General features: G+C 44.1%; 21 protein-coding genes and 5 pseudogenes. 12 read left to right on the top strand and 14 right to left on the bottom strand.

The genetic code is table 11. The annotated features are described in order from the left end of the window. The 3 genes from AC6I8B_RS02745 to AC6I8B_RS02735 all read left to right on the top strand — a co-directional run bounded on the left by AC6I8B_RS02745 (nt 1) and on the right by AC6I8B_RS02735 (nt 2,872). On the top strand, nt 1–474 hold the full coding sequence (locus tag AC6I8B_RS02745) for a PTS sugar transporter subunit IIA (RefSeq protein ID WP_010671738.1): 474 nt from the start codon (nt 1–3) through the stop codon (nt 472–474). Between the two features lie 107 nt (nt 475–581). Next, entirely contained in the window at nt 582–2,006 is a 1,425-nt protein-coding gene (locus AC6I8B_RS02740) for a PTS fructose transporter subunit IIC (RefSeq protein WP_033759776.1), read from the top strand. 5 nt (nt 2,007–2,011) lie between these two features. After that, nucleotides 2,012–2,872, top strand: coding sequence for a ketose-bisphosphate aldolase (locus AC6I8B_RS02735; protein WP_010671740.1), 861 nt, complete (start codon nt 2,012–2,014; stop codon nt 2,870–2,872). Nucleotides 2,873–3,103: 231 nt separating this feature from the next. On the opposite strand, the gene AC6I8B_RS02730 is transcribed toward AC6I8B_RS02735, so the two are convergent. From AC6I8B_RS02730 to AC6I8B_RS02720, 3 genes are read right to left on the bottom strand one after another with little or no spacing between them, the layout of a single operon-like run. Continuing rightward, complete coding sequence (locus AC6I8B_RS02730) at nt 3,104–3,589, bottom strand: Hcp family type VI secretion system effector (protein ID WP_045140809.1); 486 nt, start codon at nt 3,587–3,589, stop codon at nt 3,104–3,106. A gap of 1 nt (nt 3,590) precedes the next feature. Further along, complete coding sequence (locus tag AC6I8B_RS02725) at nt 3,591–4,112, bottom strand: hypothetical protein (protein WP_033759772.1); 522 nt, start codon at nt 4,110–4,112, stop codon at nt 3,591–3,593. Beyond that, the gene (locus tag AC6I8B_RS02720; RefSeq protein ID WP_010671743.1) at nt 4,093–4,608 is read right to left on the bottom strand and encodes a DUF2778 domain-containing protein; all 516 of its coding nucleotides are present in this window, start codon (nt 4,606–4,608) and stop codon (nt 4,093–4,095) included. The genes AC6I8B_RS02725 and AC6I8B_RS02720 overlap by 20 nt, the downstream gene beginning before the upstream one ends. Nucleotides 4,609–4,846: 238 nt before the next feature. Here AC6I8B_RS02720 and AC6I8B_RS02715 point away from each other — a divergent pair. Beyond that, nucleotides 4,847–5,110: pseudogene (locus AC6I8B_RS02715) on the top strand (class II fructose-bisphosphate aldolase); the annotation flags it as partial. A 24-nt stretch (nt 5,111–5,134) separates the two neighbouring features. Here AC6I8B_RS02715 and AC6I8B_RS02710 read toward each other — a convergent pair. The 3 genes and pseudogenes from AC6I8B_RS02710 to AC6I8B_RS02700 all read right to left on the bottom strand — a co-directional run bounded on the left by AC6I8B_RS02710 (nt 5,135) and on the right by AC6I8B_RS02700 (nt 6,845). Then, nucleotides 5,135–5,872, bottom strand: a complete 738-nt coding sequence (locus AC6I8B_RS02710; RefSeq protein ID WP_497816452.1) for a CDP-diacylglycerol diphosphatase — start codon at nt 5,870–5,872, stop codon at nt 5,135–5,137. A gap of 59 nt (nt 5,873–5,931) precedes the next feature. Next, nucleotides 5,932–6,357 (bottom strand): hypothetical protein, encoded by a 426-nt coding sequence (locus AC6I8B_RS02705; RefSeq protein ID WP_497816139.1) that lies wholly within the window; start codon nt 6,355–6,357, stop codon nt 5,932–5,934. A 131-nt stretch (nt 6,358–6,488) separates the two neighbouring features. After that, nucleotides 6,489–6,845, bottom strand: a pseudogene (locus AC6I8B_RS02700) (putative T6SS immunity periplasmic lipoprotein). A gap of 755 nt (nt 6,846–7,600) precedes the next feature. Here AC6I8B_RS02700 and AC6I8B_RS02695 point away from each other — a divergent pair. Next, entirely contained in the window at nt 7,601–8,293 is a 693-nt protein-coding gene (locus AC6I8B_RS02695) for a helix-turn-helix transcriptional regulator (protein WP_497816138.1), read from the top strand. Nucleotides 8,294–8,307: 14 nt separating this feature from the next. On the opposite strand, the gene AC6I8B_RS02690 is transcribed toward AC6I8B_RS02695, so the two are convergent. The 8 genes and pseudogenes from AC6I8B_RS02690 to AC6I8B_RS02655 all read right to left on the bottom strand — a co-directional run. Continuing rightward, nucleotides 8,308–8,946: an acyl-homoserine-lactone synthase gene (locus AC6I8B_RS02690; RefSeq protein WP_497816137.1), complete on the bottom strand. Its 639-nt coding sequence runs from the start codon at nt 8,944–8,946 to the stop codon at nt 8,308–8,310. A gap of 392 nt (nt 8,947–9,338) precedes the next feature. Next, nucleotides 9,339–9,425 (bottom strand): annotated as a pseudogene (locus AC6I8B_RS02685) (hypothetical protein); the annotation flags it as partial. 116 nt (nt 9,426–9,541) lie between these two features. Beyond that, the gene (locus tag AC6I8B_RS02680; RefSeq protein ID WP_497817735.1) at nt 9,542–9,862 is read right to left on the bottom strand and encodes a DUF8093 domain-containing protein; all 321 of its coding nucleotides are present in this window, start codon (nt 9,860–9,862) and stop codon (nt 9,542–9,544) included. Between the two features lie 603 nt (nt 9,863–10,465). Beyond that, nucleotides 10,466–10,732 carry a tlde1 domain-containing protein gene (locus AC6I8B_RS02675; RefSeq protein ID WP_163842272.1) on the bottom strand — a complete coding sequence of 89 codons (267 nt, stop codon included), beginning with the start codon at nt 10,730–10,732 and terminating at the stop codon, nt 10,466–10,468. Next, nucleotides 10,729–11,058 (bottom strand): endoribonuclease SymE, encoded by a 330-nt coding sequence (gene symE, locus AC6I8B_RS02670; protein ID WP_033770916.1) that lies wholly within the window; start codon nt 11,056–11,058, stop codon nt 10,729–10,731. The genes AC6I8B_RS02675 and symE overlap by 4 nt, the downstream gene beginning before the upstream one ends. Nucleotides 11,059–11,580: 522 nt before the next feature. Then, complete coding sequence (locus tag AC6I8B_RS02665; RefSeq protein WP_497816136.1) at nt 11,581–11,904, bottom strand: helix-turn-helix domain-containing protein; 324 nt, start codon at nt 11,902–11,904, stop codon at nt 11,581–11,583. Further along, nucleotides 11,888–12,196 (bottom strand): annotated as a pseudogene (locus AC6I8B_RS02660) (type II toxin-antitoxin system RelE/ParE family toxin). Before AC6I8B_RS02660 ends, AC6I8B_RS02665 begins: the two are co-directional and overlap by 17 nt. Nucleotides 12,197–12,346: 150 nt before the next feature. Further along, a pseudogene (locus tag AC6I8B_RS02655) lies at nt 12,347–12,941 on the bottom strand (transposase); the annotation flags it as partial. A 242-nt stretch (nt 12,942–13,183) separates the two neighbouring features. Between AC6I8B_RS02655 and AC6I8B_RS02650 the strand changes: the two are divergent. Genes AC6I8B_RS02650 through AC6I8B_RS02620 form a run of 7 tightly spaced genes read left to right on the top strand, consistent with a single transcriptional unit; the run spans nt 13,184 to nt 23,935 of the window. Next, nucleotides 13,184–13,390 carry a helix-turn-helix domain-containing protein gene (locus tag AC6I8B_RS02650; RefSeq protein ID WP_261109885.1) on the top strand — a complete coding sequence of 69 codons (207 nt, stop codon included), beginning with the start codon at nt 13,184–13,186 and terminating at the stop codon, nt 13,388–13,390. Then, a complete protein-coding gene (locus AC6I8B_RS02645) occupies nt 13,387–16,503 on the top strand; it encodes a type I restriction endonuclease subunit R (RefSeq protein WP_497816135.1) in 3,117 nt (1,038 codons plus the stop codon). Before AC6I8B_RS02650 ends, AC6I8B_RS02645 begins: the two co-directional genes overlap by 4 nt. After that, nucleotides 16,497–18,134, top strand: a complete 1,638-nt coding sequence (locus AC6I8B_RS02640; RefSeq protein ID WP_497816134.1) for an HsdM family class I SAM-dependent methyltransferase — start codon at nt 16,497–16,499, stop codon at nt 18,132–18,134. The genes AC6I8B_RS02645 and AC6I8B_RS02640 overlap by 7 nt, the downstream gene beginning before the upstream one ends. After that, nucleotides 18,127–19,311: a restriction endonuclease subunit S gene (locus AC6I8B_RS02635; protein ID WP_497816133.1), complete on the top strand. Its 1,185-nt coding sequence runs from the start codon at nt 18,127–18,129 to the stop codon at nt 19,309–19,311. Before AC6I8B_RS02640 ends, AC6I8B_RS02635 begins: the two co-directional genes overlap by 8 nt. 2 nt (nt 19,312–19,313) lie before the next feature. Continuing rightward, nucleotides 19,314–19,868 (top strand): KwaA family protein, encoded by a 555-nt coding sequence (locus AC6I8B_RS02630; protein WP_497816132.1) that lies wholly within the window; start codon nt 19,314–19,316, stop codon nt 19,866–19,868. Between the two features lie 2 nt (nt 19,869–19,870). Further along, entirely contained in the window at nt 19,871–20,704 is an 834-nt protein-coding gene (locus tag AC6I8B_RS02625; RefSeq protein ID WP_497816131.1) for an ATP F0F1 synthase synthase, read from the top strand. 12 nt (nt 20,705–20,716) lie between these two features. Continuing rightward, on the top strand, nt 20,717–23,935 hold the full coding sequence (locus tag AC6I8B_RS02620) for an RNA-dependent RNA polymerase family protein (protein ID WP_497816130.1): 3,219 nt from the start codon (nt 20,717–20,719) through the stop codon (nt 23,933–23,935). The last annotated feature ends 112 nt before the right edge of the window (nt 23,936–24,047 follow it).

The following is a 24,047-nucleotide window of genomic DNA, read 5'->3' as shown; positions in this document are numbered from 1 at the left end:
ATGACGACAGCCGTGGCTATTAACGAAGTATTAAAAGAAGAGTGCATTATTCTCGATGTCGATTGCCAGACCAAAGAGCAGATTATTTCTCAACTGACCGATCTGCTCTGCCAGACCGGGGCCGTCACTGATAAAGCCGCTTTCCTGAAAGATGTTTATCTGCGTGAGGAATTAGGCTCCACCGGATTTGAAAATCATATTGCTATTCCGCACGGCAAATCTGCCGCCGTCGCCAAAACCCGCATTGCCGTGGGTCGTTTACGCCAGGATATTCCGTGGGAGACCATCGACGGCACCAAAGTCCGGCTGGTGATTCTGTTCGCGGTAAAAGAGTCCGATAAAGATGTGGGCCATATCAAAATGCTCGCCAAAATATCCATTGCGTTAGGCGATGAGGATGTCGTCGCGCAATTACTTAATGTCCCGCATCGCGAAGAGATGTTTCATTTACTCTTATCCCGATCGGGAGCCTGAATAAACCGGAGAGCAGCATGAATTAAAAAATAAAGGAGGTATTCCAGGTTGTAGCCATCCCTTCAGACCGAAAAACATAAATATAAAATTTTCACTGGAGAACATTTATGAACATTATTGCCATTACCGCCTGTCCTACAGGTGTCGCCCACACCTACCTTGCCGAAAGTAATTTAAAAAAAGCGGCTAAAAAACTGGGCCTGAATGTATTAGTTGAAACCCAGGGCGCGATTGAAAGCGAATATATTTTCAGCGACGACGATATTCATCGGGCGGACGTCGTGTTAATCGCCGCAGATAAAAAAGTTGAGATGGCGCGCTTCCAGCACAAAAACGTGATTGAGGTGCCCGTTACCCGTGCCGCGAAGGATGCTGAAGGCCTGTTAAATGCCATTGTTAACGGCGAACTGGCTCCGAGGCTTGCCGACTCCGCCCCACAGGCCAGTGCATCGGAACCGGCTAACAGTGCCCGTGAGACGTCGGGTTCCCGTTCCTGGATTTCAGAGATTTATGTGCACCTGATCACCGGCGTGAACCTGATGATCCCGTTTGTGGTGGCGGGCGGCATTCTGATCGCGCTGAGTTTTTCATTCGGGATTACGGCGGCCACACCAGGGGACGCGAACTTCAGCCCGATAGCGAAGATGCTCTCTGACATCGGTGGCGGTTCCGCCTTTGCCCTGATGCTACCGATTCTGGCGCTGGGGATCAGCCAGTCTGTCAGCGGCAAAGCGGGCATCGTGGCGGGCGCCGTGGGTGGGATGATGGCGATCCACACCGGCTCCGGCTTTCTCGGCGCGCTGATTGCCGGCTTCCTGGCCGGATACATCACGCTGCTGATCAATAACCATATCCATCTGCCCAAAGCGGTCGCCGGACTGAAACCTATTTTAATCGTGCCTCTGTTAAGCGTGCTGCTGACCGGCGCACTAATGGCGCTGCTGATTGGTGAGCCGATCAAAATGCTGCTCGGCTGGCTGACCGACTTCCTCAGTTCGCTGGGTAACACCAATGCGGCCATTCTCGGCCTGCTGTTCGGCATGATGGTGGCCTTTGATATGGGTGGCCCGCTGAATAAAACCGTCTGTATGTTTGCGATTGGCCTGATGTCGAGCGGGGTCTACGGGCCGATTGCCGCCTGTATGGCGGCGGGCATGGTGCCACCACTGGGCATCGCGCTGGCAACCACCCTCTTCCGCCGCAAGTTTACCGAGCAGGAGCGCGAGACCGGCAAGGTCACCTACATCCTCGGTCTGTCATTTATTACCGAAGGCGCGATCCCATACGCGGTCGCCGATCCGCTGCGCGTCATCCCGGCCATCGTGGCGGGCTCCGGATTAGCGGGCGCCCTGTCAATGATGCTGGGCTGTGCTTCCCGCGCTCCGCACGGCGGCATTTTCGTCATCTTCATTCCTAACGTGATCAGCAATGTCATGGGTTATCTGTTTGCGATTGCCGCAGGCAGTTTGCTGACAGCGCTGATCCTGCTGTTCCTGAAAAAAGATATCTCCGTTCCTGCAAAACAAGGATAAAACCTATGCTTTACAACATGAAAGATCTGCTCAGCGTTGCCCGACAGCATCAGTTTGGCGTTGGCGCGTTTAACATCGCCAGCGCGGAGTTTGGACGTGTGGCGGTTGAGACTGCCGAGCGACTGGATTCACCGCTGATTCTGGAGATCCATCCTGAAGAGATGGCCTTTACCGGCCCGGAATTTATCGGCTATCTGCGGACGCTGGCGATTCAGGCGCGCGTGCCGGTGGTGATCCATCTGGACCATGGCCGCTCGCTGGAAGAGGTGATGAAAGCCATCTACGCCGGTTTTACCTCAGTGATGATTGACGCTTCGTCTCACCCTTTCGAGCAGAACATTGCGCTGACGAAGAAGATTGTCGAGATAGCGCACACGATTAATGTCTCTGTGGAAGCGGAGCTGGGCACCATCGGTGTGGCGGAAGGCAGCGGCGAAGGCGGCAGTAACGAGATTCTCTATACCGATCCGCAGCAGGCCGAGACCTTTGTGCGCGAGACCGGCACCGACACGCTGGCGGTCGCCATCGGCACCTCGCATGGCCTCTACCCCAAAGGGAAGCAGCCGAAGCTGGATATCGAGCGCCTGCAGCAGATCCGTAAGGTGGTTGATATTCCGCTGGTGCTGCATGGTGGTTCGGGCAACAAAGACAGCGAGGTCGCGGAATCGATCCGTTATGGCGTCGGTAAAATCAATATCTCCAGCGATATGAAGAAGGCGTTCTTCGTGGCGCTGGAACAGGAGCTGAAGCTTGGGGGTCACGAGCCTAATTCCCTCTTTGTTAAACCGATGCAGGCGGCAAGTGAAGTGGTCGCGGCGAAGATGGCGCTATTTAGTTCGGTTGGGAAAGCGGCGTTGTATCGGTAAGGGGTTGTGTGGCGTGGATGGTGGCTTGAAGACTGCCAGGGAGGCTGGGAAAAGGCACCGATGAATAGGTGCCTTTTTTAGATGTTGTACAACCGGATAACGCGGTCGTAACGTTTTTCGAGCATGGATGGAGGTCGTCACTAGATCCCCCATTACACCCCGGTAACGTTTTAATTAGTGCTTCACTGCCAAGGAGAACTTAGCTATACCACAGGAAACAGGATTTTAATCTCAGGACCGAACATTCCAGTCATCCGTATACTGCACATTACCATCAACGTAACGCCAGGTGATTTTGTCGTACATCAGGGAAAGGCTTTCCATATGGTTGATCTGCGAGTTTCCTGCCATTTTAGCATTTGGCATCCCCGGATTAATGCCAGTCACCTTCACCCCTTCGATAGTCATAACAAAATAGCATTCCTCTTGCCCGGCATTGTTAATGCGATACCAGCGAATCTCCGCACTTTTCAGCGTCTGACCAGTAGCAACGGCTTTGTATAAGTATGGGCTGGCGCTATCAAACTCTTTTTCAATCATAATGGGAGAGTGTGATCGCTTGCCGGTGATTTTACCGTTGGCACTATCCACTGGAATATTTAAACCGTGACTGAAGCCAACAATTTCGATAGAACCATCACGATCCTGAACGTCTACAGATCCCTTAATATCTGCACCGCCGTCATCTTTAAGCCACATGTAAGCTGGAATAGGCATTTTACAAACTCCTTTTGAATGTGCATTTCTTCATAATAAAGTAATAGCAGAAAATGGCTAAAATCAGGTTGAAAGCCATAAGTGCAGCCATAGCAACATCTGAAAATTTTTCTATGTCCGGAAAAACAGCCTGGTAAGGTACAAAGCGGACGAATAACCAAAGCAGCATTACAAAAATGATTATTTTTATCAATCGTCGCACGGTAGAGAAAGCCCACTCTTTAGGGAGGCAAGATGGGTTCACTTTGTGAGTAAGGCCGTTAAAAAGGGTGATAATCGCACTCATAACCGGAATGCTGATTAGAGTATTAATTAAAATAGAAAAGTAATCTCGCAACGACTCCCAGGCCTCTAAGTCAGGTTCACCCAGAATGAAATGGGTAACGTTCAGAGCGCTTTGGAAATCAAATAAGGCTGTTATAGAGTCAACTAATCCATCATAGGGAACTTCTTTAGCAACGAACAGCATAATCACAGTAAAGAGCGCTAATTTTATAAAGAGACTAAGGACATGTTTTGCCATTGGCAATTACCTCAATCGTTCCATAGGCCTTTAACTTCCTCATACAAGGAACCTCTATTTTCTGGGTCCTTAATAATGCATTGCGTAACAGGGAAAAATCAGAATCATGCGGAAGTGTGATACAACCCTCAGAAAGAACGCCGGGGTGCAAACGAAAGTTACCACGCTTAACGCTATCAACCCAGGTGTAATCATCAATTGCCCAATCATCCCGCCATATTGCAAACCATTCGGAATGCCTGAACGTAGCACCGCTGGCAAAATGATTATAAATATCCCTTACACCGGCATTTAGTTGTGATCGGAGGCCTCCCTCAGGACGGTCAACAATCCAGTATTTACCCGCTGGTACAGGCCCCTCTTTAGGAATCATTCCACAGGCACCACGATTACGATAAGCACCATTGCCAGAGAACGCTAAAAACGTTCCCACACCCGGAAAGGATAACGGTGAGTAGTCAGCATCATTAATAACAAACTTTCCATGTAGAGCCATTGATAATCCTTGCATCTATAATCCTTTGTGCGCTTATCCTACGCTGGTGAAAAGAAAATGAGCAATAATTTTCCCTGGAAAAAGTCTGAATTTAAGAAATAGGATGATTATGTTAGCAATAAGTCACTTAACAGATGTAATTAATATGCGTTTATGGCTTATTATTTAACCTGAGAGTAACAGAGATGTTATAGCTCAACAACCATGTATAAATGACAAGCTTGTAACAAGCTTACTATTAATTAATATTCCACATGTACTGCATGGCGGTTCGGGCAACAAAGACAGTGAGGTCGCGGAATCAATTCGTTATGGCGTCGGTAAAATCAATATTTCCAGTGATATGAAGAAGGCATTTTTCGTGGCATTGGAGCAGGAACTGAAACAGGGCGGACACGAACCTGATTCAATGTTTACGAAACCGATGCACGGGCGATCGTCCTCGTCAGTCGGGTTCTTGCTGGCAGAGCATTTGATTACAGCAGAGTGGCTTTGTCGGTGAAGGATTAAGGGTGATAAGGTTTAGTTACTTCCCGACTGAAACGTCAGCTGGCGGCGCTGAAAGAATAGCGCAGCGTTTATCCAGCAGCGACTCAACGGAAGCCCGATTGCCCTTATCCCAGCCGCGCCGGGTAGTTAGCAGGATAAACCCTTTTTCTCCCGAAAACGTCGCCGGGATGAGCGCCACACCAGACTCTGCCAGCTGCGGCGGCGACAGATGGAAATGGCGTGCTAAGGAGGAGACAGGATAGATCCCCATCGCCGTCGGCTGCATAACGCGACGGGCATAGTAGGTGTGGTTCAGCAAACGGTCGGGCAAGGGTCGCCAGTCATTATGAATAAAGGGGCGCTCGGCCTGAAGCTGGCGATAGACATCTTCCCGCAGGCAGGTCAGATGAATATGCAGTTGATTCTGGCTGCGGCCATAAGCGGAATTCAGCGCCATGCCGAGCCGATCCTCAGGCACTTCAGCGCCATAGGCCGCCATCAGACGATAACGCATTAACCAGGCGTAGCCGAAATAGTCGGGACGTCCGGGGCGCGTCAGCGCGATGCTCTCAATGCCGGACATCGCCACCGTGGGCACCAGAATAAAGTGCAGCCTGTGGCGAGGATTCTGGATGATGCTGTAGCCTTGTGTGCTGTCCTGCGGCAGATAGATTTGCTGACAGGGTGCCGGATCGCGACGGTAGTGATAGTTATTCATGCAGAGGTCATGTGTGACCGTCCACAGCGCGTCAGAGCGGGCGCATCCTGTCAGCATCAGCGCGATGACCAGCGGCAGAGAACGGCATCGCCACAACAATTTCCCGTTCAGGCGACTCAATTATTCAGAACCCTGGTCAGCTCAACCTCATGGGTTGTGGGATTAAAGTACAGATATAACAGATCCCCATCCAACTGATCAGGCCTTGCCCATATTTCTTTCTCACCCAGACTGCGATTTTGCTTCACGTATCCCAGCTTTTCGAGATAAGAACGCAGCGATGCAGTATCTGTAGCCCCTTTAAATACGATGCTATTTGAAGGTGAGTAACCGTCGCCAGGGTGCGCTTCAAAATAGTAGTTGTCCGTTATACGCGGCGCGTTTTCAATGTCCTTGTCTGTCAGTGTGTGATAGCTGAAAAAGTCATTTTCTTTGTAGACAGTCGTTTCATCAGAGCCCGATGCAACAAGCCAGACAAACAAGCCAATAAGAATGAGGACGGTGGCAGCCACAAGTGCGGACCACTTAAACAGGTTTTTCATTGCCTCGCCCCCATGAATAAGAGTGATGTCCCATCATTGGTAACTACCTTAACTACCGCAGATGTGAAGTCGTTAAGCCTGGCCTGATGACATGCGTGCATTTATGAGAATCAAAGGGCCGTTATGCCCCCCTATTCTTTTGGATAAGAAAAATCAGCAGTGACTAAATGCGATATTGATTTATCAGATTGAACATCACAGGCGAAATAGTAACGTTCTCCAGTTGTGAACTTAAATCCGAACACAGGAAGGCACTCACCTTTTGGAACATAAACAGGTTTGTCATCAAAAACCTTGTGAAGGGAGTTGCTTTTATCACTGTTGATATGAATGGCAGTAATCCTTTCTTGTGGCTCCAGTGGCGACACCACACAAACTTGCTTGTCTTTGATAAATGCCGTTGTAGATTCGCGCTCCACCATTCGGTCGCCAGGCCCAGGGCATCACGTTAAGAGAAATACGACACCCAGCATCATCTTGTTTTTCATGATTAACGCCCCTTCCCTGTTACGATTTTCTGAGAAAGCGTGGGGACATCCTGCAACATATCATTGCCCCTGTACATCCCCATGCGCCCTGGCCTCTGATAGAAAGACCACTTACTCATCCCATAAACCAGTAGTAACCAATAGTCAGTTAAAATAGAGACTTGCTGTTCAGGAGAGTAATCAGATTACTGGCCTACTTACACGACCTGATGTGCCTCCTGCTGATTAACACTCGCTTGTCATCACCTATACGGCCAGTGAAAGCGCAGGCGTTAAACCGGCTGCAGGGTTGACCTGAACGTTTGCCATCAGGCCCTATGTCCGAAAGCCACAGGGGTTAGCGCAGCAGAACTGACGACCCGGTAACGCCGGGTAGCCAAAGGGGGAGCATGAGCATCAGGATTTAAAAACCGTCAGCAGCCAGATACTGACTCGGTGCCTGTTTAATTACGCCTGCCAGCATGAGTTTTGTTATGAAAAATGCTGCTGTCGGTTCACTCCAGTCAGCAATAACTTAAAATCGCGAATCATTATTCGAATGTTCCTGCTGTCCCCGCAGATTTTTGTGAATCCCGATAATTCATCTGTAGTCTTGTAAGCTGGTCTTTCCATCCGTTTTGTAAAGCAAAAATATTCAGGATATTGCTGGCAGATGTCATTTCCGCTGTCCGTTAGCTGGATTAAAATACGATTAGCAACAGCTAACGAAGCGGATTATACTGGTTTATCCACTCATCCCGGAGGTAGAAACTGACGTGAAGGATACATACTACAACGATACAAGAATCAATTTGTTAATCCAGAATGAACTGAATGCATTCTTTGAGGATTACAAGGGTGTTATCTATGCCTACGCCATTATGAACAAGAAAGACCCTTCACAGATGCGTATTATTAATAACAACCCTGATTGGTTCGATATATACCTTGAAAGAAAGTATCAGTTTATTGATCCTGTCATCATTCAGAGTTTACGTTGTGTTGAAGATTTTTTTTGGGAAAACAACGTCATTCTGTCAGGCGGCTTCAATCTCACGCGAATTTTCAATGAAAGTTTTCAATATAATATTTTCCAGGGGCAGACATTCCCTCTGCATGACTACCTGAACAACCTGGCTTTGCTATCCATTATCAGTCAGAAAGATTCTGGTATTGACATGGAAAAAAATCGTTCGAAAATAGTTATTTTTCTTATTAAATTGCATCAGAAAACGCTTAACTTATACAGCCAACACCATCAGAAAAAGAACGTTTTTTTGTCACCGCGTGAGCGCCAAATACTTAAGTGGGTCGGCGCCGGGAAAACATACGCCGAAGTTGCGGTCATTTTATCTATTGCGGAACGCACCGTAAAATTTCATATGGGCAACGTCATGAAAAAGCTCGGAGTGAATAACGCCACACATGCGGTAAAACTAGGGACGGAGCTCCGGCTGCTGGACAACTGAGCCAGCGTTACGGGTTAAAGATGGCGTAAATGCCGGGACATCTCACGAAGCCAGCCACTGGCTTTGTCCCTGGTGATAATATCTTCCACGATGCTCATGCTGGCAGGCATGAAAATGTAGTAGATAACTTCCCCTTTTTCAGAAAGGCCTTTTTGAATAACTTCTATTTTCCAGTTTGCATGGCGAAATATTGCATACATGCCGCGACTTGCCACAGCGTACATCCCCCGATAGTTTCTCTTCACGCAATAAAAAATCATTGCAAGGAATAACACTTTACTGGCGGGCAAGCCATGCAGGCCTGCAGAGTCACGTCTATCTTTATCTAAAAACAGCCGGCTAATCTCACAACAGGGGATATCTGTGGGGAGACCACTTATACCCTCGAAATATTCATGAAAAATTTCGCTCATCATCGTCGGCTGCGTCGAATCTATAAACCGTGCACCACATAGCAACTTCCCGTTATGCATGCCCAGCAGGTAAGTCGTATTTTCGTTGTCAAATTGATCCTTTTCCATGCCGTCAATGCATTCGACTTTCCAGTCGAGCCTCTCACGAAATGTTTTTCTTCTGAGCCGGTAGAGTTCGGTTGATAATTCTGGCGGAAATTCATCGTAATCACGCAAAAAAAACTCAATAGCAGAATTCATTCATTCATTCCTGATAATCACACATGGGAACCATTACCCCCTGTCTTTTAAGACAGCTTTTATTACACCTGCGCAGACTCTATACTTAAAAAAGTACCTGACCACCGGGCACTCACCATGCTTAGCGGTCAGGAGGTCAAAGACCAAGTCAACACCAGGGAAAACCCACCCGCGATTATCTGATATTTCAGGTACCGGGTACAGAGTGCAATAAGCGCTCAAACAATAATTATATTAAAATACGAAAAACATCAATTAACTATAGTTTAATTATTGCCCTTTATAATTTTAAGGGGCAAGCTTTCCTGTTGAATTGACTAAAGCAACTATTATCTAATCTGTGATACAGGTTAACCAGGGGTTTCCCCGCCTGACACTAATCAGTTGCTGAAGACATCGCCACCAAACTGTTCAGCCATTATACGAAACCCCTCACTATTATCGTTACAGATACCGCCAGCAGCGAGTAACCGGCCGACGTTTTGATGTTAAGCGTTCCGTAGGTTACTGGCTGGTTGTCTCCCGCCTCCCACGCGGAGCTGCCTTAATGAGGTTGGCGCAGGTATTCCGTCAGAGCGTCGGTGATCGCACTTACTCACTGCAGGATTAAACGCACCGATAGTGTTTTCGCTCCACCGAATCTGAAGGCATTTTCATTGCCGCAAATTAACTTACCGTTGTCGTCAATGTAAAACAGCCCGGCGGACAGAACACACACATCATTCAGGCATACCACATCACCACACTCTATCATGGCTTTTAGTTGTTCCTTTGACCGTTCTCCGTGTCTGGAAAGCGTTCCGGCAAGGGGATAGCTGGATTGTGGTTCGATATTGACGATATAGCGCTGGTGATGCCAGCGATCATCAAACTGGTAGTCCTGTCCGGCGTGGCTCCATGCTGCAAAAGAGCTGATGATACGTTCACACGACTCCGGCGGAAGATTATTCCCCGACAGGCAAATAAGACGGTTTTTCTGGCAGACTCAATCCCATATAAGCATCCCTGTGTTGTCTCTTTTATTTCCAGGGGGATAATCGGACTGCAGGAAAGTGAATTAAACAATCAGGCAACGAAAACCCGATGTCCCGGTGGTGGATACACCAGAAAACGGTGAGCAGGTTATAATGCAACTCAATCACGCATGCACGTATTTTTGGGCAAGAAAACCTAAGGTTTAGCCATACATGTCTTAATAATTTAATGCACAATGTGAGCGAATTTACATGATTCAATTTATAAGTAATTTTTCAACTTCTGCCAGAATTAATTCACACCATATAAAAATCATTTCTTAATGTTACTTTTCCTCTCAATCGCTCTGACTATAATCTGATAACCAATGAGTGTTACCATTGTACATATCACTAATAGCGCAATCCCCACGAAACCCTCAATATCGCGTTGATTAAATAGCGTTGCTAACTCTGTCCAAAACTGCTGCTCTCCTTGTGTCGATGGATCTGACGGTCTTACCAGAAGGAACGTCATTACAAACAAAGATACTGCGATAAGGATTCTAAACCCCGCTGGGACACGTTTTGCTTCCATTTAAAACCACCTCAATTGTGCCAAAAGACATTAGTCCATTACGTAATTTCACTTGTGAAGTAGAGAGTAATGCTTGCCGAATAGCGATGAAATCAGTTCTGTGTTGCAAAGTGATACAACCTAAAGATACACCAAGAGGCCCGCGAGGATGTAGTCTGAAGCCCCCTCTTTCTACATTACGCTTCCTGACACTTAACCGCTCCCGATGCGATGTCGGGAGCGGTTTTACACTCAGACGACTTTCTGTTTACCGGCAATAACCTGAATAAACTCCTGCACCTGCTTTTGTTTCCGCGCCGACAACTTGCATACCTGGCGCAGAGACTGCATCAATTCGCTCTCCTGCCGGGCGGTGAGAACAATACAACCTTCCATTACCTTTACATCTACTGCTGTACCCGTGGCAAAACCGGCTGCTTCCAGCCATTGTCCTTTCATGGTGATAGCGGGTATTCGGCTGTAATCCGGATAGCGGCTTGCATAGCTAACGGTTAATTGCCGGTTATCTGCAGGAGAGACTTCTGGTTCAGTCGGTTGTGCAATAGAATGGGCGTCAGTCATGATTACTATTCCCTATAAATAGTGATTGTGATTAGCGGCGCGGGTGTGTTGGCGCACATCCGCACCGCGCTAAATACCTGTACATATCATCAGGAAAGGGAAGAAAAGTCCAGCTAAAAACAGAGCGAAATAAGTAATTTATAAAATCATTTTAATATAAAGCGTAAGGTTTACCTGGCAGGAAATAATAAGAAGCGCACCAGGAAAAAACATCAATAACATTAGTCCCGGATATCAGAAAATCACCAACAGCTATTCTTCCTGACTCAATAAATAGAGAGTTATCAGGGAGAGTTTAACTTTCCTCCTCATTGTATTCTCCCCATGTTACTGCACTAATCCTTACAGTCTCATATTGTTGCTCATGAAATGGTGCTTCAATACATTCAAGAATTTTCCCGACCTCAATTTTTCAGTGTATGGCTTAAAGCTGATTTCTCTCAATTATCGAGGTTAAAATTGTTCTTTCTGCGCCGTGATTCAGTCAGGTTTCCATTTAATGCTGCAGCCAGTACAACTCACTCAAACCAATACCTTCAACCCATGCTTCTGCACTACGGTAAGCAATTTCAGCGATAATCCACCTGGACGCTTTACCCCACTTTCCCATTTCTGCACCGTTGACACACTGGTGTTCAGATAGCTGGCAAAAACGGGCTGGCTGACGTTCAGCTTCTCACGCAACGCCTTAATCTTGATGGGTTGCAGCTCATCCACATTGTTGAGGCACGCTTTATCAAAGTTGCGCATCGTTTCCTGCGGGATAGCATCGACGCTTAATAATCCAGAAGCCGCGCTGTGGATGGCCTCAAAGGCAGGACTCTTGAATTTACTTTTTGCAGTCATGGCAAATCTCCACCAGTTCTTTACTCTTAATCAGTGCCGTGATCTTTTCATCGCTAAGAGCAGCATAGTGCTTTGCTAACTCGCGAAATCCGGCCAGCTCGCGATTATCAATATTTGCCATATCCTGTTTGGCATAAAGGAACGTGTAAAATCAGTGCTCCCCACCTTTCGCCAGGATAATGGCGCGATCGCGATTCTGGTTCAGGCGCTTCTTGTAAACACCACAACCAGGATCGTCAGCCTTCCCCTGCACTACTGCCTCTATAGTCCGACATAACTCACTATCTTTAATGGCGTGAGATTTCGCTGCCTTGCTGAAACATTAAGTTTTGAATACGCGCATCAGGCTGACATCCTGTTACCTTAACTATAGCACCTGGTGCCGCATTACTTCTTTTGCATACTGATGCAAAGTGCCCGAACCGACGAAATTTTAACCATGCATATGAATGCTTGGAATACCGAAAGCGGGGGTGATCGACAGACACTTCTTCGTAAAATCATCCAAGCAGGTCAGGCATTTAATCCGGCGGCCGCTGGCAAGTACATCCATGACAAAATCCATCGACCATGTCAGGTTCGGCGCATCCGGGCGAAGCAGCGGAAGCCGCTCAGTCTCCGGACCCTTACGGCGTCGCCTGCGCTTTACACCCAGGCCGTTAAGGTGATAGATACGGTATACCCGCTTGTGGTTGACGTGAAGGCCCTCACGACGCAATAACTGCCAGATCCGACGATAACCAAAGCGACGGCTTCCCGCTTCTGGTCTGTCGTCAGAACTTTCGGCCCAGAGCCACCTGAAGCGCCTCCTTATCCAGCATGGCTTCAGCGGGCAGTTTCCTGAGTCGGGCGTTCTCCTCTTCAGGTAACTTGAGCCGCTTTACCTCAGGGACTTCCATGCCGCCAAACTTCTTGCGGCAGGTGTAGAAAGTAGCGTCTGAAATAGCATGCTTGCGGCAGAGTTCCCGTGCAGAAACCCCGGCTTCGGCCTCGCGGAGAATACTGATGATCTGTTCGTCGGAAAAACGCTTCTTCATGAGAATGTCCTCATGTGACTGATGAAGACATTACTAACATCGCGATGTATTAATCAACGGGGAGCAGGTCAATGTCCCTAACTCCGATTAAGGTCAAAAATGCTCTCGGGCTACCACTTTCATAACTAAAAACTTTGTATAATGAAAAAATTTTTAAGCTTAACTGAAAAAATGTTCGGTAAGGCTAAAAAAATCGTATAGTGTTACGATAACCACTAATACATTTGCATAGTAGGACAACAATGATCCGTTGCCATCTAGCCCGACTAATGGGTGAGCACAAAATGCGCATCGCTGATGTAGTCAGAGAAACCGGCATCAGCCGCAATACCATAACGCTGATGTACAAAGAAACTGCTCAAAAGGTTGATTTGGAGGCGGTAGATAAGCTTTGTGCCCTCTTCCAATGCGACATAAGCAAATTGTTTGAGAGGATACTTGAGGAATGATAACGCCTACCAAAATAGGGAAATTTACTGAAGATACTCGCGTAAAAATCCCAACGATTCTTCATCTCATTAGGTTGGGTTATACCTATCTATCACTCAAAGGGCAGGATTGGGACAAGGGAACTAATATTTTCCCTGAGATTTTCAAAACCTCGATTGCCAGGATAAACCCCAATACTAGCTCGGATGACGTAGAACGCTTTCTTAAAGAGATAACACTCTTACTAGATAACGAAGATTTAGGGCGCGCATTTTTCGAAAAAATAACAGACCGCTCTAATATCAAACTTATTGATTTTGAAAATTTCAACAACAACAGCTTCCATGTTGTTACCGAGCTGACTTGTGTGAATGACGATGAAGAATTCCGTCCTGATATCACATTGCTGATTAATGGTATGCCATTGGTTTTCATCGAGGTTAAAAAGCCAAATAATCGGGAAGGCATTATTGATGAACGAAAACGTATCAACGAGCGTTTTCGAAACCAGAAATTTAGGCGTTTTGCCAACATCACACAATTTATGATCTTCTCCAACAACATGGAGTATGACGACGGCGACCCGGAACCGATTCAAGGAGCATTCTACGCCAGCAGTTCGTATCATAAGCCCGTATTCAACTATTTCCGTGAAGAAGAGATTTTTGACCTGACGGCAATGTTAAAGCCGTTGTCTGAAGAATCTGAATTAGTTGTGTTAAAAGACAATAACCTTGAAGTGATTCGTAACAGCCCTGAGTTCCAGATCAATAAAGATTATAATCGACCGACTAATCGCATTTGTACTTCGCTCCTGAGCCGAGATCGTCTGGCATTTATTCTGCGCTATGCGCTGGTTTATGTCACAGAGTCCACTGGACTTGAGAAGCACATCATGCGCTACCCGCAGTTGTTTGCTACAAAGGCAATAGCACGCAAGTTTGATGCAGGACTCAAAAAAGGAATCATTTGGCATACACAAGGTAGTGGCAAAACTGCGCTGGCCTATTACAACGTGAGCTTTCTGACGGATTATTTTCAGAAAAAACAGGTGATCCCTAAATTCTATTTTATTGTTGACCGACTGGATTTATTACAACAGGCGCATCGTGAGTTCACAGCTCGAGGATTGACGGTTCATCTTATCGATTCTCGTGAAGACTTTTCTCGTGACATTAAAGTAACACAGGTTATTCATAACCATCTTGGAAAGCCTGAAATCACCGTCGTCAACATTCAGAAATTTAAAGATGACCCTGATGTAGTTACGACCAAAGATTATGATGTCAGTATTCAGCGAGTCTATTTTCTGGATGAAGTTCATCGTAGTTATAATCCAACGGGCAGTTTCCTTGCCAATCTAACCCTGTCAGATACCAACGCGATTAAAATAGGCTTGACCGGAACACCACTTCTAGGAAGCGACTGCAACTCGCGGTTAATGTTTGGTGAATATATCCACAAATACTATTACGATGCTTCTATTGCAGACGGATATACACTGCGCCTTATCCGCGAAGAAATTGCCAGTAACTACAGAATAGTGTTACTGGAAGCGCTAAAAGATGCTGAGGTACAAATGGGTAGCGGGCAGCAGACTCAAGTCTATTCGCACCCAAGCTTTGTTAAACCAATGCTGAATTACATTACTACTGATTTCGAAAATAGCCGTAAAACCTACAATGACGACTCCATTGGTGGGATGGTTATCTGCTCCAGCTCTGAGCAGGCTAAACAGATGTTTGAACTTTTTAATGAAGAGTTTGCTTCTCCTGATAAGCAATCTGAACAGCAAGAGATCGTAGGCTATCCTCAGGCTGCCGAGCCTCAGGCGCTTTACAGCGTTCCCGGTCGTAAGAAGAGCTCTATTAAGAACGCTGCCTTAATTCTTCATGATGTTGGCACAAAGCAAGAGCGAAAAGATTGGGTAGACGATTTTAAAGCAGGGAAAATCGATTTGTTATTTGTCTACAACATGTTGCTTACCGGCTTTGATGCAAAACGTCTGAAAAAACTTTATCTCGGGCGCGTGATCCGAAAACATGGTCTGTTACAGGCGCTAACCCGCGTTAATCGAACCTACAAGAATTTTCGTTATGGCTATGTGGTGGATTTTGCCGACATTAGCCAAGAGTTCGATGCCACTAATAAGGCTTACTTCGAAGAACTACAGGATGAGCTGGGCGACGAGATGGCTAACTACTCCCAGTTATTCAAATCTCAGGAGGAAATTCGCCAGGAAATCGAACACATCAAGGATGTGCTGTTCCAGTTTGATACCGAAAACGCAGAAATCTTCTCCGACCAAATCAACGAAATCCAGGATCGTGAAACTGCGCTGGTACTAAAAAACGCTCTGGCCGATGCCAGAAGTCTATATAACGTTATTCGCCTGCAGGGTGACTATGACTTCCTCACAGAGCTTGATTTTAACCGGCTCAATGTCCTCTACCGTGTCGCTAGTGCTCGCCTTGACTTGCTCAATCTGAGAGAAAATCTGGAACAGGGTGAGGATATCTCCGGGTTACTAAATCGCGCATTGGAAGATGTAATTTTCGAGTTCGTGAAGGTGGGCGAAGAGGAGCTGGTTCTGGCCGACAAGCTGAAGCAGACTCTACGCCGCACCCGTGAAGCATTAGCAAGCAACTTTGATCAGCAAGACCCACACTTCGTTACCCTTAAAGAAGAGCTGGAACGCCTGTTTAAGAAAAAGAAACTCAGTGACGTCACGCAGCACGAAATGGTTGCGAATATTGGCACACTCAATAGAATTCATGACCGCATCAAAGAGCTGAACCGCCAGAACAACCTGCTCCGCCAGAAGTATCGGGGAGACCGGAAATATGCCCGAACTCATAAGCGGTTACAGGAGCGCGGCGCATTTGGTGAGCCAGAGCGTAAAATTTTTGAGGCGTTGTTTGGTGTGAAGCAGGATGCTGATGAAAAAGTATTGAACAACAGCCAGATACTGAACAACGAAAGTTACTTTGAAAAACAGTTGGTGTCTTGCGTGATCAACCACTTTGAAGATGTACACCATATCAACCTGAGTGCCGACGCAGCCAAAGACATCAACCGCCTGATTGTCGCAGAGTACCTGAACGAATTTAATACCGGAGCAAGAACGTGGTAGAGCTAGAATTTAGAGATAAAACTAAGGCCCTGATCGACAACCTGAAAAGCATTTGCGCCAACTATGGTCTGGGTAACGATGGTAACGAATTCAAAATCATCACGCAGGCATTTCTGTACAAATTCCTGAACGACAAATTTGCCTTTGAGGCGAAAAAAGTTGATCCAAAGCTAGCTGATGAAAAGCGCTGGGAAGATGTGCTAAGCGCCATGAGTGAAGAGCAATTAAACAAACTGCAACTCAAGATGAGTGCGGATACTGCAACCCTGAAGCCGCACCACTTCATCAGCTATCTGTTTAATAATCAAAATGCTGCAGATTTTGCTAAAACTTTTGACGATACCTTGTTGGATATAGCCGTTACGAACAATGATGTCTTTGCCGTGAAAACTGATGGTGGCGCTAAAGTGGTGCTGTTCGACCGTATTAGCCAATACATAGCGGATGAATCTAAACGTGATGACTTCTGCCGCGCTATTATCAATAAGCTTGGTCAGTTCAGTTTTGAGCGTATTTTTACCCAAAAATTTGATTTCTACGCCACCATCTTTGAGTACCTGATCAAAGACTACAACAGCAACTCTGGCGGAAAATATGCCGAATACTACACGCCGCACGCCGTTGCTCGCATTATGGCTGAGATCCTAGTCCCAAAAGAGCAGCAGGGCAAAATACGTGATGTGAGCTGTTATGACCCCTCAGCCGGTTCAGGTACGCTGTTAATGAACGTAGCCCACGCTATCGGCGAGGATCGTTGCAGTATTTTTGCTCAGGACATTTCACAAAAATCTTCCAGCCTGCTGCGCCTGAACTTAATTCTTAATAATCTGGTGCACTCCATCCCGAATGTAGTTCAGGGCAACACGATTTTGCATCCATACCACAAAGACGGTCATGAGACAAAACGCTTTGATTATATTGTTTCTAACCCTCCGTTTAATATGGATTTCAGCGACTTTCGTGACTCTCTGGACAGTAAAGAGAATAAGGAGCGCTTCTTTGCCGGTATCCCTAAAGTACCAAAAGCGGCAAAGAACAAAATGTCCATTTACCAATTGTTCCTGCAACACATCATTTTCTCACTGAAGCCTGGTGGCAAAGCAGCGGTCGTCGTACCAACAGGCTTTATTACTAAGCAGTCCGGCATTGATAAGGGGATTCGTGAACACCTGGTGAAAAATAAAATGCTGGCTGGCGTGGTTTCTATGCCGTCAAATATTTTTGCCACCACCGGCACCAATGTTTCTATTTTGTTTATTGATGACAGCAACAAAGAGGGTGTGGTACTGATTGACGCTTCAAATCTAGGGGAGAAAGTCAAAGATGGTAAAAACCAAAAAACTGTTCTGACGGTTAAAGAAGAACAGCGCATCTGTGAAGTATTTAATAAAAAATGGTGCGAAGAAGATTTCTCCGTTCTAGTTTCTTATGATGATATTGCAGCCAAAAATTACTCATTCAGTGCTGGACAATACTTTGATGTCAAGATTGAGTATACAGATATAACTCCTAAACAGTTTTCAGAGAAAATGAAAGGATTTACTGACAATCTGAATAAATTGTTCAGCCAGTCACGCGAGTTGGAAGCAGAGATTAAGCGTAAACTGGAGGGATTGAATATCCATGAGTAAAAAAATAGCAGATGCTTGTCATATATTTACAGGGAAATTAGATGCCAATCAAGCAGTATCAGACGGTGAATTCCCATTTTTCACTTGCGCAGAGTTTCCTGATCGAATTGATCGCTACGCATTTGATGATGATGTAGTACTCGTTGCTGGAAATAATGCCCGTGGAAATTTTCACGTTAGCAAATATAAAGGTAAATTTAATGCATATCAACGAACCTATGTTCTGACAGCTAAACAGGGTTACGATATAGATTATATCTATTATGCTTTAAAGCTTGAATTAAAAAGATTGCGTGAAAAATCTCAAGGTTCACAAACAAAATTTCTTACAATGCCTATTATTAAGGACATATCACTAAGAGACATTGTGGAAAGCGAGCAGATTAATATCGCCAGGACTTTAAAGCTATTAGACAAAAAGATCGCCACCAACAATCATATCAACACTGAACTGGAGGCAATGGCGGAAACACTTTACAACTACTGGTTTGTGCAGTTTGATTTCCCAGATGCTAATGGTCAACCGTATAAAAACTCCGGTGGAAAGATGGTTTATAACCCGATACTAAAGCAAGAAATACCTATAGGTTGGGCGTTCGGAACGTTGGAGGATTTAGGCCAAATAGTAGGTGGCAGCACTCCATCAACAAGTAATCCAAAGAATTTTACATTGAACGGGAATTCTTGGATTACACCAAACGATCTATCAAATAACCAAGGGTATAAATTTATATCTCATGGAGCACAAGATGTTTCTGATGCTGGAATTAAAGCTGCATCCCTGAAAAAATACCCTCCAGGAACTGTGTTGTTAAGCTCACGAGCACCAATCGGTTATATGGCTATTTCCATAAATGAAGTTACTACGAATCAAGGTTTTAAATCCTTTATCCCTACGAAGGGGTATTCGACAGAATATGTATATTATTCAGTAAAAAGATGTATCCCCATCATTGAACAGCATGCTTCGGGATCAACCTTTAAAGAGGTTTCAGGCTCGGTACTCAAGAAAATAAACATCATTCTTCCAAATGAAACTGTTACAAATGAATTTACTAAAACAGTCACTAACATATTTCGTCGACAAGAAAAACTAGAGCTGGAGAATAATCAGCTTATAGAACTCCGCGATTGGCTTCTCCCTATGTTAATCAATGGGCAGATAACTGTGAGGTAATTATGAATACCGCGTTTCGGCTGCTACTTACATTTAATGCCACATCTCTTTTAGTGATTATATTTCTTGTGCAAAAAGGATATACATTTGAGTACCTTTTTTCCAAAGACAATAACCCTAACTGGCTGAACTTATTGCCGGACGCGGTATCTTATCTGTTATATGTGCTTATCCCTGTGCTACTTACAGGATTAAGTATCGTGCTAAGTTCAAAACTCGGAAAAGATCAATTCAAAAAAGGTGAGATTGATAGTATTGAGCATGCCAATAACAGCTTTTTGCCCAGTTATTTAGGTTATTTCTTTGTGGCTCTTAGTGTAGGAAATTGGGAGACATTATGGTTTGTATACGGCGTTCTGTTTATCTTCACTTTCCTGTCTCAAGCACTTTATTTTAATCCACTGTTTCTCATCTTTGGTTATGAGTTTTACAACGTTAAAACAAAAAATGGAACTGCGATTTTTTTAATTAGCCGTCAGAAGTACAAAACACCAAGTGACATTGATATTTCAACAGCCTTTAGAATTAACAACTACACATTTATTGAACGGAGTTAGCAATGGATCATGTATTGGTTAGAGTTAAGGGGCTTCGTAAAAAGCCATATCGTAAATTGATCTCAGATTATAAACTTTTCGAAACTGTTGATATCGATGTAACTACTTGTATTCCCTATAATCCTGATCACAACTTAGATGAGGATGCTTGGTTTAAAGTTGAACAGTTTAGTCAGCAACCTTTTAGCATTGAACATTTTAATAGAGATTATGATTCAAAAAACTATGATGACTTAACCAAGGAACAATTTACTAAAATTGCTTATGTTGTTTCAGTTCAAGAGGGCAATTTTTATTTTCAAAAAATAACTTCTTCACTATTTATTAAAAGAAAGACTGTAGTTTTTGGTGAAGTGGCGAAGGTTGAAGAAAGCACAAATCGTCTCGTGATTAATTCAAAACCAGATGCGATATATTTTACAGCATCTGACACGTTAATTTTCAGAAATCTAGTTACGATATCATCCATTTTTCCTGGGATTGATATGCTCTACAAAGAAGCAACCAAAGAAGAAGTCAAAGAGTTTTTAGGTGAATCTTTTATTGAACTTGCGGATGAGTACAACGTAGAAAAAGTTTCAAAACCTAATCGGAAAAGAGTAGCTCTTGCAATGGCAACCTTGGAAACAATGTCAGTCGCAGATAGAGCCAGCATGTTGACATATATTGAAAGCTACTGCGAGCAAAAACTAAAATTCGACCATGCCAGCAGTAAATTTGAAATATCAACAGATGATGAATTAAAACTTTTACTTTATGGTATTGAAAAACGTTTTTACACCACTTATGACGGTCATGAAAGACGACTAGCTAATTCTGTACAGCCTCTAAATTAAGGTCAATTAGACATGGCGTATAAAGCAATTTTTACTGGTTGGGATGAGTTAACAGTTGAAGATTTATTAGTTGCCTATCGCAAAGCTAAGGCAGACTGCTTCTTTGAGGATACCTTTCCTACTGCCACTAACTTTGCCAGATATGAGCAAAATCTTGTTGAGAATTTAGCTAATCTCCTAGAAAGCATACATAACAATAATGGTTTTGAGAACAACTCTGATCTTATTGGAAATTTCCGTATGTTACCTAAAAAATTATCCACTAAGAAAAAAGAAGGACTTCCAGAAAATGGCCATGTCCATTTTTCTAACCCAGTAAGATCAGCTAAAGAATTATTCAAACATTTCGACTTAATCCCTGAATTTAGAATCGTTGGTGACTTTCCAGTCAATAGCCATATTATATCCGCACTATGGATAAATATGGTTGGACATAAGTTTGATGCACAATTAGAGGACTGTTGCTATGGAGCAAGGCTAAAGAGAATCGGCAGTGATGAGTTACTGTCGGACAAAGCAGATAGACCTTTCCATATTAGTTCAATTGGTTCTTTTACTCCTTACTTTCAGCCTTACAAGAAGTGGCGTGGTGATGGATTAAAAGCAATGCGTGATGAGTTAGAAAAAGATCACGATATAATTGCTGCCTCTCTTGATTTGAAGGGTTACTACCATTTTATTGATCCATTAGCATTAGTCTCAAATGATCTCCATAGTACGCTGGGTGTTGAACTGACCGAAGAAGAGATCGAATTCACTACACAATTAGCGAAATTTTTGAATCATTGGTCCGATGAAGCAATGGTGTTCAGTGAAAAAATAGCAAATAAAAAATATACTGTTATGGGGGGACTAGTTATTGGCTTAACTGCCAGCCGCATAATTTCGAATGTTTTATTGCATTGCTGGGATAGGCTAATTATAGAAAAACTATCGCCAATCTACTATGGTCGCTATGTAGACGATATGTTTTTGGTATTACGCGATACCGGAAAGATAAATAATAATCACGATTTTATGATGTTGCTAAAAAATAGGATAGGCAGTGATCATTTAAATCTGGTTGATAACAAATATCAAATTTGGGAAATACAGCAGGGCGAAAAAATTCAAGGAAAAACAACTATCAGACTGCAATCTGATAAGCAAAAGCTTTTCATTCTCCATGGAAAAGCTGGTATTGATTTACTAGACAGCATCGAAAAAGAGATTTACGAGCTTTCCAGTGAACATCGACTAATGCCCTCACCTGACCAATTAGAAGATTCTATGGCAGCTAAAGTGCTTTCGGCTGCAGGTAGTGTAGGTGAAAATGCGGATACCCTGCGTCGCGCTGATGGATTAACTATCCGTCGTCTAGGCTGGTCATTACAATTACGACATGTTGAAACGCTAGCGCGAGACCTTCCCCCTCATGAATGGAAAGAGCAGAGAGAAGATTTTTATCAGTTCGCTTATAATCATATACTCAGGCCAGATAATTTATTTGCTCATTTTAGTTATCTTCCAAGGTTACTTGGTTTCGCTATAAGCATGAATGAGTGGCAACATGCGGAGTCAATTGTGCGTAAGGCTGATAATGCCATTGATATTCTTGCATCTGAGGTCACCTCTGGTAAGGAGGTATCGATAAATGGTTGCAAGACACGGGCCATTAATGATCTTTGGAGGTTTGTCAAAGGTACATTGAGCTGGCTATTTGTTGACGCAGCAACCCGTTATTACAGCATCGATAAATTACTTTCTGAAAAGCGTTCGAAAAAAGAAAAATGTCTTTCAGATATATTCTTTAAAAATATAGTTCAAACCCTGACCAGCTTTAAAGATATACTTAGTTTGAATTTTGATCTTGCGAAATTTTACTCAGAAGCACCTTTTTTAGCCCGTGCCGACCTGGCTCATGAGCCATATAAAAAAATATTGGATAATAAGTTAGCAACAAAACTTTTTGTAGATCGTGATAGAAAAAAAGAAGCTGCAGTTTTAATGTTATTTCGCTCTTCCTCTCTTATCGATACCAATTCTCTTAGAGTTTTTTTAAGATCGACTAAAAATCTTAGATTAGCAAATGTAGAAAAAGAGCATCGTGCAAATGAGAGCTATCTCCCTTATCTTTTTCCTACTAGGCCTTTGACACCTTCGGAAATTTCCGAGTTAGCACCGGAGTGCGTCGGATTATTTTCTATTGATAATAATTCTTCAGCTGACACACCTACAAATATTTGGGCCAATTATGTACAAGCATTACGTGGTGTCTGGATACGACCAACACAACTGGCAACGATGCAAGATTCAGATGAAGCATCATCAAAACAAGATAAGCTTCCGAATAATCTTCGTATAGGTACTGATAAGAAAAGTAAAATTGTAGTGGCATTAACAAACATCAGGACAGATGAGGAAGATTGGACTGCTATGGCCTGTAATAAATCAAATTTATCTCGTTCCAGATATCAAAGAATATCTGAGCTGGTTAATGCTACATTGAAACTCTCGCCTAGACCTGATTACGTCTTATTTCCAGAGCTATCAATCCCTCTACGCTGGGTTAACAGTATCGGAGAACGATTAAGCGCTGCTGGTATTAGCCTTATAGCAGGTACAGAGTATCGTCACATTAATAATGATGAATTAATAAGTGAAGCTTTGCTTATATTATCGGACAATAGACTTGGTTATCCTGCATTTGTTAAAATTTGGCAACCAAAACTCGAACCTGCTGTTAGTGAGGATGAGACTCTGCTTTCAATGTATGGGAAATCTTGGGCATTTTCGTCTCTTGCAGGAAAACTAGAAAAACCTGTTTATATTCATAATGGAATCAATTTTGGTATCATGATTTGCTCTGAACTCCAAAATAGCAAGGCTAGAATTCACTTTCAGGGTGCTATTGATGCATTAATGGTTTTGAGCTGGAATAAAGATCTTGATACTTTTTCTTCTTTGATAGAATCAGCAGCTCTTGATGTACATGCTTATACTATTTTAGTAAATAATCGTAAGTATGGTGATAGCCGGGTGCGCTCACCAGCCAAAGAATCCTTTATGCGTGATCTTGCTCGCGTAAAAGGTGGGGATAATGATTTTGTCATTGCAGCAACCTTGGATATTGATGGGCTTAGAGCTTTCCAGAGCAGAGCAAAACGTTGGCCTAAAAATGGTGATAAATTCAAACCGTTGCCCGAGGGATTCCAATTAGCTACCAACCGCAAAAAATCTCCTCCAAAATAAATGGTCTATTTCTTTTAAAGATCAGCTTTGGACAACCCAACGCTATCTGTATGAGTTTATTTTTTTGCATTTGGTGAGCGAGTCCTCGCTCACTTTATTACGTTTGATTTTC

Source organism: Pantoea sp. X-Soil-ISGK-285, from assembly GCF_059730815.1.
This window is presented reverse-complemented; position numbering and strand designations above follow the sequence as displayed.